11 protein-coding genes, 1 tRNA gene and 1 pseudogene are annotated in these 11,335 nt (G+C 65.6%); 7 read left to right on the top strand and 6 right to left on the bottom strand.

Annotated features, from left to right (window positions below):
- Positions 1-311: 311 nt before the first annotated feature.
- Positions 312-866, top strand: a complete 555-nt coding sequence (locus tag M3461_22660) for a tyrosine-type recombinase/integrase (protein ID MDQ3776946.1) — start codon at positions 312-314, stop codon at positions 864-866.
- Positions 867-929: 63 nt separating this feature from the next.
- Here M3461_22660 and M3461_22655 read toward each other — a convergent pair.
- Positions 930-1,006 (bottom strand) — tRNA-Met (locus M3461_22655).
- Between the two features lie 120 nt (positions 1,007-1,126).
- On the bottom strand, positions 1,127-1,714 hold the full coding sequence (crp, locus tag M3461_22650) for a cAMP-activated global transcriptional regulator CRP (protein ID MDQ3776945.1): 588 nt from the start codon (positions 1,712-1,714) through the stop codon (positions 1,127-1,129).
- Positions 1,715-1,860: 146 nt separating this feature from the next.
- Between crp and M3461_22645 the strand changes: the two genes are divergently transcribed.
- Positions 1,861-2,289: an OsmC family protein gene (locus M3461_22645; protein ID MDQ3776944.1), complete on the top strand. Its 429-nt coding sequence runs from the start codon at positions 1,861-1,863 to the stop codon at positions 2,287-2,289.
- Positions 2,290-2,337: 48 nt separating this feature from the next.
- Here the strand turns inward: M3461_22645 and M3461_22640 are convergent, their stop codons facing one another.
- Positions 2,338-3,195 carry a PAS domain-containing protein gene (locus M3461_22640; GenBank protein ID MDQ3776943.1) on the bottom strand — a complete coding sequence of 286 codons (858 nt, stop codon included), beginning with the start codon at positions 3,193-3,195 and terminating at the stop codon, positions 2,338-2,340.
- A 508-nt stretch (positions 3,196-3,703) separates the two neighbouring features.
- Here M3461_22640 and M3461_22635 point away from each other — a divergent pair.
- A pseudogene (locus M3461_22635) lies at positions 3,704-4,014 on the top strand (hypothetical protein).
- A 407-nt stretch (positions 4,015-4,421) separates the two neighbouring features.
- On the opposite strand, the gene asd reads toward M3461_22635, so the two are convergent.
- Together asd and sodC are read right to left on the bottom strand one after the other, a co-directional pair.
- On the bottom strand, positions 4,422-5,261 hold the full coding sequence (asd, locus tag M3461_22630) for an archaetidylserine decarboxylase (GenBank protein MDQ3776942.1): 840 nt from the start codon (positions 5,259-5,261) through the stop codon (positions 4,422-4,424).
- 115 nt (positions 5,262-5,376) lie between these two features.
- Positions 5,377-5,910, bottom strand: a complete 534-nt coding sequence (gene sodC, locus M3461_22625; GenBank protein MDQ3776941.1) for a superoxide dismutase [Cu-Zn] SodC — start codon at positions 5,908-5,910, stop codon at positions 5,377-5,379.
- A 140-nt stretch (positions 5,911-6,050) separates the two neighbouring features.
- Here sodC and M3461_22620 point away from each other — a divergent pair, with 140 nt between their 5' ends.
- Genes M3461_22620 through recJ form a run of 4 tightly spaced genes read left to right on the top strand, consistent with a single transcriptional unit; the run spans position 6,051 to position 9,985 of the window.
- Positions 6,051-6,872 (top strand): ATP-binding cassette domain-containing protein, encoded by an 822-nt coding sequence (locus M3461_22620; protein MDQ3776940.1) that lies wholly within the window; start codon positions 6,051-6,053, stop codon positions 6,870-6,872.
- A 10-nt stretch (positions 6,873-6,882) separates the two neighbouring features.
- Positions 6,883-7,659, top strand: coding sequence for a lipid asymmetry maintenance ABC transporter permease subunit MlaE (gene mlaE, locus M3461_22615; GenBank protein MDQ3776939.1), 777 nt, complete (start codon positions 6,883-6,885; stop codon positions 7,657-7,659).
- A gap of 41 nt (positions 7,660-7,700) precedes the next feature.
- Positions 7,701-8,186 (top strand): outer membrane lipid asymmetry maintenance protein MlaD, encoded by a 486-nt coding sequence (mlaD, locus tag M3461_22610; GenBank protein MDQ3776938.1) that lies wholly within the window; start codon positions 7,701-7,703, stop codon positions 8,184-8,186.
- The gene (gene recJ / locus M3461_22605; GenBank protein ID MDQ3776937.1) at positions 8,183-9,985 is read left to right on the top strand and encodes a single-stranded-DNA-specific exonuclease RecJ; all 1,803 of its coding nucleotides are present in this window, start codon (positions 8,183-8,185) and stop codon (positions 9,983-9,985) included. The genes mlaD and recJ overlap by 4 nt, the downstream gene beginning before the upstream one ends.
- 69 nt (positions 9,986-10,054) lie before the next feature.
- On the opposite strand, the gene M3461_22600 is transcribed toward recJ, so the two are convergent.
- Positions 10,055-11,200 carry a hypothetical protein gene (locus M3461_22600; protein ID MDQ3776936.1) on the bottom strand — a complete coding sequence of 382 codons (1,146 nt, stop codon included), beginning with the start codon at positions 11,198-11,200 and terminating at the stop codon, positions 10,055-10,057.
- Positions 11,201-11,335 lie beyond the last annotated feature (135 nt).

The raw sequence follows: 11,335 nt of genomic DNA, 5'->3' as shown, positions 1-11,335 counted from the left end.
GTCCGTGGACAAAGCGTGAACAACTCCGGCGGAGACAATCTCGGCATGTGAGAATAAAAATAGCTAAGTAAAGATCAAAATAATCTAGCGCCGGGGCTTGACAACGGGGCCCTCATAGAAGGACGTTGGCCGTCGTCCGAAGGATTCTCAATCTCGCTGCGCGGATGTGGCGGGACGAACTTGGGTTAACGTGGTTGGAAACGCCTCCTATGATTCAGCTGCAGGATTGGGAAGACCGACGGCCCCCGTATCCCTTGTCGTGGGACGAGCAGGTGCTCTTGTTTCGTAGCTTGCCAGCCTACCTTGCCACGATGGCGCTGTTCAAGGTCAACACAGGGACACGCGAACAAGAGGTATGTGGGCTGCGCTGGGACTGGGAAGAACGAGTCCCCGAACTCGGGACAACAGTATTCGTGATTCCAGGGCTGAACACCAAGAACAAGGAGGATCGGCTGATCGTCCTCAACCGGACTGCGCGATCTGTGGTTGGTGCGCAACGCGGTAAGGACCGCATCTGGGTGTTTCCGTATGACGGAAGACGCCTTTCAAGGATGTATAACAAGGCGTGGCGCCAGGCGCGGCGAGAGGCCTCTGAGGTCTATGAGGGGGAGATTGGTGGCGCGTGCCCAAAGGGTTTCCAGCGCGTCCGTGTACATGACCTCAAACACACGTTTGGCCGCAGACTTCGATCTGTCGGAGTATCCCTTGAGACTCGCAAGGTCCTCTTGGGACACAAGAATGGAGACATCACGACGCATTACTCGGCACCCGAGATCACGGAACTCTTGGACGCGGCAGAGCGGGTGTCCGAACGGCCCGCACAAAGCCAAGGATTGGTGCTCTTGAGGGGTTCGGCGCGGGCTTAAGTCCCGCAAAAGTCCCGCAAGGAAAATCGAGTGCTGGAAGAGCGTAGCTAAGCCATTGATTTATGGTGGCTATGGGTGGACTCGAACCACCGACCTCAGCATTATGAGTGCCGCGCTCTAACCGGCTGAGCTACATAGCCAGGCACCCGGGCACCGCAGGACGGGCAACCACCGGTGCGAAGAGCGGTGGATTGTGGGAAAGGATGTTATCGATGTCAAGCGACACCCGCATGACCACCTGCGCGCGGGCAGCGTTCGAGCTAGCGGGCGCCGTACACGACGATGGTCTTGCCCTTGACGAAGATCAGGTCCTGCTCGGCGAGCGACTTCAGGACCCGGCCCACGACTTCGCGCGAGCAGCCGACGATGCGCCCGAGCTCCTGCCGGGTGACGCGGATCTGCATGCCGTCCGGATGCGTCATGGCATCGGGTTCCTTGCACAGGTCCAGCAGCGTACGTGCGAGCCGTCCTGACACGTCCATGAACGCTAAATCTCTCAACCTGCGGTTGGTCTTCAACAATCGCGACGCGAGCTGACAGGCGATGAGGAAGATGACGTCCGGGAAGATCACGGGCAGGCTCTTCAGACGCGCATAGGCGATATGCGCCACCTGGCAGGGGCTACGTGCGCGCACGAAGGCCGTTCTGTTGGGACTGTCGGTCAACAAACCGATCTCGCCGAAGAACTCGCCCTCGTTGAGATAGCCGAGGACGATCTCGCGGCCATGCTCGTCTTCGAGCAGAACGGTGACGGACCCGCTCACGACGTACAAGAGATCGTTGGACGGCTGCCCGCGGGCAATGATGGGCGCCCTCGCCGCGTAACGGGTGAGGCGGCAGTGCGGCATGAGACTGGCGATAAGATCGTCCTTATCCGACTTCGCTGTGGAGGTGAGCGTCATGACGGTGACATCGGCAGGGTCGGTTTCGCGCGCCGGCACCGCGGGGTCAGGGCTGTGGTAAGCTTCGGCCCGACAACCGCTCGGAAACACGAATGAATGGCACGGTTCGGTGGATAGACGATGCGCTGTTCCTGGGAGAATCGGGGAGCGGCCATTCGGTGGTGATGGATGGTCCCCCGGAAGCGGGCGGTCGCAACCTGGCGGTGCGGCCCATGGAGATGCTGCTCCTCGGTCTCGGCGGGTGTACGGCCTTCGACGTCGTGCATATCCTCAGGAAGGCCCGTGTTCGGGTCACGAGTTGCCAGGTCGATCTCACGGCGGAACGCGCCCCCTCGGCCCCGCAGGTCTTCACCCGGATCCACATTCATTTCGTTTTGAGCGGCGAGGGTTTGTCGAAGGACCACGTCGAACGGGCTATCACCCTGTCGGCGGAGAAATACTGCTCGGCCTCGATCATGCTGGGAAAGACCGCCGAGATCACGCACGACTTCGAGATCATCGCCAGCGCTCAGAGTTTGTGAACAAACTGTCGCGAGTGCAGCAGGTTTTTTCACCAACTCTCAGGCGGATCAAACGGCAACGCAGTAGGTCCCCGGATCGGTGTTCACGGCCATGTGCTTGGCGACGCGATCGACCAGGCTCATCGCGTCGTCGCCCCTGCGCCAAGCGGTGACTCCCAGGCTGATCTCGACCGCGGCATCAATCAGACCGTGACGGGACATCTCTTCGCGGAGCTTGTGCATGAAGCCCTGCGCGGACTCCAGACCGGTCTCGGGGAGAACGGCCAGAATATTGTGGCGGTTCCAGCACCCCGTGATGTCCACCCAGCGCAGGCGCTCCTTGAGAAACCCGGCTATCCGAACCACGACGGAATCGACCCGGTCATCCGAGTGCCCGGCCTGCCCCTCTCCCGTCGGCCATACCCGTATGACCAGGATCGCGAGGGGATTGTCGTAGCGCCGACTCCTCGAGACCTCCGCGACCAGGGCAGCCAGGACGGCCTTCCGGGTGAACAGGCCACTAGCCCCATCGATCTTCGCGGGGTCCTGAACCCCAAGGACCAACCCCCGGCGGGTCCTGGCGCGTTCATAGTGCGTCACGTCCCAGAGACACCCGACCCGCGCGGCCCTACCCGCCGTCATCGCCACACTTCCGACGATGCACTCCAACCAGCGGTCGGTGTCGAGTGCCGCCCCCGGCACGTGGTAGACCTCTGCGACCGGATAGAGCGTCAATACCTTGCTCGCCGGGATGTCCTCACATGAACGGCCGACGAGCGCATCGCGCGGCACGCCGATCTGCGTACCGAGCGCCTGGTTGGCCCAGGTGATGATACCGTTGTCGTCGGCCACCCAGATCCCGATGGGCAGGGACTCCAGGACATTGACTGCGAGACTCGGTGCTAGGTCCGAGCTGACCATGGTCATCCGCGTTCCTCCCACGCTTCAGAAGTAGATGCGATGTCCCGCTAGCGGCGCAGCCCGTGAGGCCCTTGAGATGCTTTTGGCTGACATAGGCCCATCGCGGTTGTCATGTGGCCCGTGCTGGCTACGGTCGGATGCCAGGCTGGCGCCGGGCGTCCACCGAGGTGGACGACGATTCTACTCCTGCTCCGTGCTGCGTGGGCACCGTACTGGCTCGGCCCGGGGGCATCAACCGCTGGCCGGATCGTTGTGAGATACTATGGTGACGGAGCGGCGGCTGCGTTTCACGCGCCCCGGCCGTCCAGGAAATCGATCCTCACACCGCTGGGCCCCCCCCCCGCGCGGCGCTTCGTCATCGGCCGGCCTCATGCCTAGAGACCTGCCGGCGTACGCACATGACCGCATGACCGCACTTCTCGATCGTGTCCCGAACGACCAGCCGGCGATATCGGGCGCAGCGGAGACCCGCCATCCCGGTGACCTGTACAGTCCGCTCACCGCCAAGAAGCGGATCGCCAAAAACCGGATCGATGCTCACAAGCTCCAAAAACGACTTCGGCGCAATGTCGGCGAGGCCGTTCAGGACTTCCGGATGATCGAGGCGATCGCGTCGTGGTCTGTCTCTCGGGCGGCAAGGACTCCTACACCATCCCCTGTACGCTGTGCGGCTCGCAGCCCAACCTTCACCGGGTCGCGATCAAGCGCATGCTGCATAGCTGGGCCAAGGATTCGCCAGGGCGCATCGAAACCATCTTCCGAGGCCTCCAGCACGCCGTCCCATCGCACCTGGTCGATCCCCGGCTCTTCGACTTCGCCGGGCTCGGGGGCGATAGAGAGGATCGAGGGGGCGAGTAACTCTAACCACCGCAGGCGTTCCGCCAGGCCCGACGCATCCGTCACTCCGACGCGCTGCGCTCACCCGCAGAAAAGCGGAGCCCGTTCAAGCACGAGTACGTGGCGGGCCGGGTCCATGCGATGGTGGGGAGCAGCGAGAAACTGCTCCACTATCGTAAGCTCGGCACTTCGCGAATACGTGCTGGTCTCCCAGGACGCGATGAGGTGCAGATCTACCGCCGTCCGGGAGGGGATTGGGGGGGTGGAAACCTCGGGCCGGGGCGGGTGGCTCCGGCTCGATTCGGTCGAACTGCACTGGTCCATCGAAGCGCCGTACGAAAACGTCCGGCAATAGCGGGGTTGGGCGGACCGGGGGCCGCGGAACCGGGTCAAGACTAGCCGGTCGGGCTCCAGGTACCGATCGACTCGCCCATGCGCACCGACCGGTGTGCGAGGAGCGCCGGGGCCCAGGAGACGAGGCCGGGGCCGAACAGAATGATCACGGTCGAGCCCATGTTGAAGCGCCCCATCTCGGCGCCTTTTTCCAGCCACACCGGCGTGGTGCCCGACCGGTCGTAGTCCATGACCCGCAGGCCTGGGCCAGCGGGGGGGATCGGAAAGACCGCTTCCAGGTTCCCGACGAACAGGGCGCCGACCATGACGATGGCCATGGGTCCGGCCTCGGTCTCGAACAGGCTCACCAGGCGCTCGTTGCGGGCATAGAGCCGCGGGACGACGCGCGTGGTGCGTGGATTGACGGCGAACAGCCGCCCCGGCACATAGATCGCCCGTTTTAGCTGCCCCGCCAGGGGCATATGGACGCGATGGTAGTCGCGGGGCGCAAGGTATAGGGTGGTATAGCTTCCGGCCATGAAGCGCGGCACCCATCCCGAGTCGCAGGCCAGGAGCTCGGACAGGGTATAATCACGGCCCTTGGCCTGAAACAAGCGCCCGGCCGCGATCTCCCCAGCGTGGTAGGCGGTGCCGTCCACCGGGGAGCACACCGCGTCCGAGTCTCCGGCCACAGGTCGCGCCCCGGGGCGGAGCGCGCGGATGAAGAAGGCGTTGAAGTGCGGATAGGCGGCCTTCTCCGACGTCTGCGCTGCGCCCAGATCGACCCCATAGCGCGCGACGAACCAGCGGATCTGCCAGTCCTTCCAGGGCCGGAACCGCGCCCTCGTGGCGAGGTACATGAGCCGCGAGCAGAGGTGCTGCGGCAGGAGATAGAGCGGCAGGGTCTTGAGCCACTCCCCCCTACCCGGCCACGATGCGAGGGCGGGCAGGCGCGGATCGGCCGCGCCCGGGAGCGCCGCGGCCGCCTCCTCCGACCCGGTCACCACCGCCATTAGCTCACGATGCCCCAGGCACGACGCCACAGGCGATGCGCGCCCCGCCACCCCCGCCCTTCTCCGGCTGGTCGGAGAAGTTGTCGCCGCCCGCGTGGATCATGAGCGCGCGACCCGCGAGAGCCGCAAGCTTGAGCCGAGTCGCCATGACCGTGCCCTTGGCCTTGCCGTCCGGCCCGACCGACAGGACCGGCAGATCGCCCAGATGCCCGCTGCCGCTCGGCCCCTCGTGGCGTCCGGTACCCGCGGGGTCGTAATGCTCTCCGGCCGCGATGCCGGCCTGTGGGGCACCCTCCTTCTCGCCGGGCCCACAGTTGGGGTTCTCGTGTACGTGGAAACCGTGGGCCCCGGGGGGTAGATCACTCAAGGCCGGCCGCAGCTCCAGGCTGCCGCTGGGGCCCTCGGTCGCCGTGACCGTGCCGATGGCCGCCCCGACGCCGTCCCGGTCGATGTGGCGCATCTCGATGACAAGGCCCTCCGCCGCACCTAGGGGTGTTACGATGAATGCCGCGGGGATCAGCCATAGCTTCTTGTTCATGCGTCGTCTCCTCTCGGTTCGCCAGAGCCGGATCCGCTTAGGATAGCGTGGCGAGCCGCAGGCGGCCACCCGGCCCACTCGGTTGACGCTCGGGTGCGAGTTACCGAGAATCACGCCGTTTGTGACAAAGGAGGGGAGGCTTGAAAGAGACGCTTGGGGAGCAACCGCTGGTACGCGTCCGCGACCTCTCCTTCCACCATGGCGAGCGCGCCATCTTCGACCATGTGGACCTCGACATCCCGCGCGGCAAGGTCGTGGCCATCATGGGGCCGAGCGGCTGCGGCAAGACCACCCTCTTGCGTATCATCTCCGGCCAGATCCGGCCCCGGTCCGGGAGCGTGGTGGTGGACGGGCTGGAAGTCCCTAGCCTGTCGCGCGCCGCGCTGTTGGCGCTGCGCAAGCGCATCGGGATGCTGTTTCAGAGCGGTGCGCTCCTGACCGATCTCTCGGTCTTCGACAACGTGGCCTTTCCGCTCCGCGAGCACACCGATCTGCCCCAACGCCTCATCCGCACCCTCGTGCTCATGAAGCTCGAGGCGGTGGGGCTGCGCGGCGCCCGCGACCTCATGCCCGCGGCGCTGTCGGGCGGTATGGCCCGGCGGGTGGCGCTGGCCCGCGCCATCGCCCTGGACCCCATGATGATCCTCTACGATGAGCCATTCACCGGCCAGGACCCGATCTCCATGGGCGTGTTGCTGCGGCTCGTACGGCGCATGAACGAGGCGCTCGGGGTCACCAGCATCGTGGTCTCGCACGATGTCGCGGAGACCGCCTCGATCTGCGACTACCTGTACGTCATCTCGGGCGGAAAGGTAGTCGGCCAGGGCACGCCCCAGACGCTCGCCGAGACCCGTTCGGAATGGGTCCGGCAGTTTTTGGACGGATCGCCCGACGGCCCGGTGCATTTTCACTACCCGGCCGCCGATTACGCCGAGGACCTCCACGCGGACTCGGCGGCGTGAGGACCCGCACATGATCGGGGCGCTGCGCGCGCTCGGACGCAAGGCGCTCGGGTTCTGCGAGCGCCTCGGACGCGCCCATGTGTTCCTGGCCTACACGCTCCTTGGGGTCCTCGAGTCCCTGTATCGGGTGCGCCTGCTCCTCTACCAGGTGTATGCCGTCGGGGTCCTGTCCATCGTCATCACCGTGGTCTCCGGGCTCTTCGTCGGGATGGTGCTGGCGCTGCAGGGCTACAATACCCTGGTCGACTTTGGCGCCGCGAATTCACTCGGGATCATGGTGGCGTTGTCCTTGGTGCGCGAGATCGGCCCGGTCGTCAGCGCCCTCTTGTTCGCAGGAAGGGCGGGCTCGGCACTGACCGCCGAGATCGGGCTCATGAAGACCACCGAACAGCTCGCGGCCATGGAGATGATGGCGGTGGACCCCTTGCGGCGAGTGATCGCCCCACGCTTGCTCGCCGGGGTCCTGGCCCTGCCGCTGCTCGCGACGATTTTCAGCGCCGTGGGGGTGTACGGGGGCTATTTCGTCGGCGTCGGGCTGCTCGGGGTGGATGAAGGGGCGTTCTGGTCGCAGATGCAGTCCGCGGTGGATTTCCACGACGACGTGCTGAACGGGGTCATCAAAAGCGTCTGCTTCGGCGCGGTCGTGACCTGGATCGCCGTCTTCGAGGGCTACGACACGCTCCCGACCGCCGCAGGCATCGGCCGTGCCACGACCCGCACCGTGGTGCATTCGAGCCTCGCGGTACTGGGGCTCGATTTCGTGCTCACGGCGCTCATGTTCGACTGATCACCTGAAAAAGGTCCATTCCGCTTGGGAGGTGAGGTTCGATGCTGCAATCGAAGGCCGTAGAAACCACGGTAGGCGTGTTCGTCGCCCTGGGGCTCGCCGCCCTGTTCGTGCTCGCGATGCGGGTCAGCAACCTGAGCTTCGCGAGCCTCGGCAACGACGCGTTCTACGAGCTGCGCGCGGAGTTCGAGAACATCGGCGCACTCAAGGTGCGGTCGCCGGTCAAGATGGCGGGGGTCGCGATAGGCCGCGTCGCGGCCATTGAGTTCGATTCGAACGCCTACGACGCGATCGTAATCATGCGCATCGATAAGCACTACGATCGCATCCCCGACGACAGCGGGGCCAACATCTACACCGCCGGGCTGCTCGGGGAACAGTACGTGGGCCTCACCCCGGGCGGCAGCGAAGAGTTCCTGAAGGCCGGGGCGGTGATCACCCAGACCCAGTCGGCGGTGGTCCTGGAACAGCTCATCGGGCAGTTGTTCTACGGCCAAGCGAGCAAGGGCCAGGGGGCGCGCCAATGAGTGGGCCGGCGCCGAGGGTGCCGCCCGCGGAGTCTTATTCCCTGATAGGGCCGGAACGGCGCATCGTCCGGCGCCCCATCGCCGCTGCCACCGACCTCGGGAGCCTCCATCCCGTGCTCGCGCGGATCTATGCCGGACGCGGCGTGCGCTCCGCGGCCGAGGTCGATTACTCGCTTGCGCGCCTCTTGCCCTGCGACGGCCTCCATGGGATAGCAAAGGCTGTCGCTCTCCTCGTACAGGCGATCGACGAAGGCGCCCGCATCCTCGTCGTCGCGGACTTCGACGCCGATGGCGCCACCGCCTGCGCCGTCGCGGTCCGGGGACTCGAAGCCCTCGGCGCGGCCGACGTGCGCTTCCTCGTCCCCAACCGCTTCGAATACGGCTATGGGCTCACGCCCCAGATCGTCGCGGTGGCCACCCGCCAGCGACCCGATCTGCTCGTGACCGTCGATAACGGCATCGCGAGCCTCGAAGGGGTGGCCGCGGCGCGCGCCGCCGGGATGCGCGTCCTCATCACCGACCATCACCTGCCGGGGCCCCAGTTGCCCGAGGCCGACGCCATCGTGGATCCGAACCTGCCGGGCGATGGTTTCGGCAGCAAGCACCTGTGCGGGGTCGGGGTCATGTTCTACCTCTTGCTCGCGCTACGGGCCGAGCTGCGCGGCCGCGGCAGCTTCGCCGCGCGGCCCGAACCGAGGCTCGCCGATCTGCTTGACCTCGTGGCACTCGGGACCGTGGCCGACGTGGTGCCACTCGACCACAACAACCGCATCCTGGTGCACCAGGGCCTCGCGCGCCTCCGTGCCGGCCGCGGCTGCGCGGGCGTGCAGGCCTTGCTGGAGGTCGCCGGGCGCCGGCGCGAGCGGCTCGCGGCCAGCGACCTCGGTTTCGCCCTGGGGCCCAGGCTCAACGCCGCCGGTCGACTCGCGGACATGTCGCTCGGGATCGCTTGTCTCCTCTGCGACGATCCGGCCGGCGCACTGGAGATGGCGGGGCGGCTCGATGGATTGAATCGCGAGCGACGCGGGATCGAGGCGCGTATGCAGGCAGAGGCATTAGAGCACCTCGGCGCGCTTTCCGCCGCAGTGATCGATGACGCGGCAGCGCTGTGTGTCTATCGGGAGGACTGGCATCCGGGGGTCGTCGGTATCCTGGCCGCGCGCCTCCGCGACCGCTTTCATCGGCCGGTGATCGCCTTTGCCCCGGGCCTGGGTGAGGACATCAGGGGCTCGGCCCGCTCGGTCCCGGGGCTGCACATCCGCGATGTGCTGGCCACCATCGCGGCCCGGCATCCCGCCCTCGTCATGCGCTTCGGCGGCCACGCCACCGCCGCGGGCGTCTGCGTCCAACGCGGGGAGCTCGAGGCTTTTCGCGCGGCATTCGATCACGAGACGAGCAGGCATCTCTCCCCAGAGGATCGGGCCGGTGTGCTCTACACCGACGGCGCGCTCGAGCCCTCCGAGCTAACGCTGGGGGTCGCCGAGGCATTGCGGCGGGCCGGACCCTGGGGACAGGGGTTCGCCGAACCGCTCTTCGACGGCGAGTTCGAGCTCCTGGCCGCACGGCCTGTGGGCGAGCGCCATCTCAAGCTCCGAGTGCGGGCGCGGGAGGCGGGGGGGTCGCTGGAAGCCATGGCGTTCAATGCGCACGGCGCCGCGTGGGCGGCGGAAGGAGAGAGCCTGCGGCTGGCCTACCGACTGGAGGTCAGCGACTACGGGGGCCTCTGCGCCCCGCAGCTCGTCGTCGAGCACGCTGAGCCCGCCGCCTGGAGCGCAACCGGCAGCCCATCGAGGCGCTGAATCTAATCGAGGCAGGGGAGCCCCCACGTCCGAGAGGATGGAAATGCACGTGCCTGAAGCGAAGTCTCGTTAGTCTGTTCTACCCTCCAACTGCTGCAGATAGCTCGACAGCCGATCCAGCTCGAACGGCGTGACGGTGATCCCCTCATGGGCGGACACGGCGTCACTCAAGGTGGCGGCGGAGCCGTCGTGCAGGTACGGCGCACCGGCCCATACCCCGCGCAAAGTCGGCGTGTCTATGCCGGTGAGCGTATCGCCCAGGCGCCTGCCGCTGCTGGGCTTTAGGGTGCCGATGTCGTGCAGGGAATCGCTGGACGTAACGCTGTCCGTCAGGTTGCTGCCACTGTGGCACTGCGCGCAATCCTTGATCTGAAATACCGTCCCGCCGGCCACCGCGTCGGCCGTCAGTGTCCGGTCGGCGTTACGATGCGGACTCGGAGCGAAGGTGTTTAGTGAGGCGACATAGGCAGCCAAGGCATCCAAGTCCGCACTCGACCCCGCCTTGGGATCGCCCAGGGGCTGAGACCTGGTCCCGGCATTGAAATCGCTGTCGTTCATCAAGCCGGTGCCGCCCGCGAGACCGCGGATCTGTTGCTCGAAGTCCTGGACTTCGTCGAAGTTGCCGCTCCAGTGCAACCGCCCAAGCGCAGTACCGGCGTAACCACGCGGGCTGATGGTGTTCCGAAGACCTTCGCCGAATCCGGTCAGATCCCAGACCCGGCCGTCGTGTCCGCCGTCATTATGGCAAGCGGCGCAACTGATATAACGGTCTCGCGCCAGACGCGGGTCACGGGCATCGTAGAAAAGCCGCTTTCCGACCAACACCTGCGCCGGCAGATTTTCCACGGCCACGCTGCTGTAGGTCTTGATGAGCCCCACCCGAATTTCGCCCGTCTGGACCATGGTCTCGATGTCGTAAACACCGACCGTGCGATCCATGAAGTTTTGGACATACAGAGTCGATCCGTCGGACGACAGTGCCAAGCCTTGCGGTGCGCGACCGACATTGAAGCGCATGAGCTCATGATGGCTGTAAGGGTCGATCACCGCCACCTCACGACTGGCTTCGAGCGCGACGAACAGATAGTCGCTCGTAGGGTTGAACAGCGCGGTGGCGGCAACACCGCTGTTATCGTGACTATGGTCTTCTGCCAGGCTGGCGAGGTCGATCCGGGAGCTGATGGCACGTACGGTAGCCCGACTTCCGCAACTCAACCTTGATTTTCACAGAGATCAAATATTTTGAATTGTTAACCCGCTGATTATCCGAACCGGATTATTGAGATCGCCTGGAAAAGCGCGTGTAGTGCCGACCTTGGTACTTGACTGGGCTCGAGTTTCTGCGAAACT

The sequence above is a fragment of the Pseudomonadota bacterium genome (assembly GCA_030860485.1).
Classification (GTDB): domain Bacteria; phylum Pseudomonadota; class Gammaproteobacteria; order JACCXJ01; family JACCXJ01; genus JACCXJ01.
Note: the sequence above shows the minus strand (reverse complement) of the source record. Positions and strands in the feature narration are given on the sequence as shown.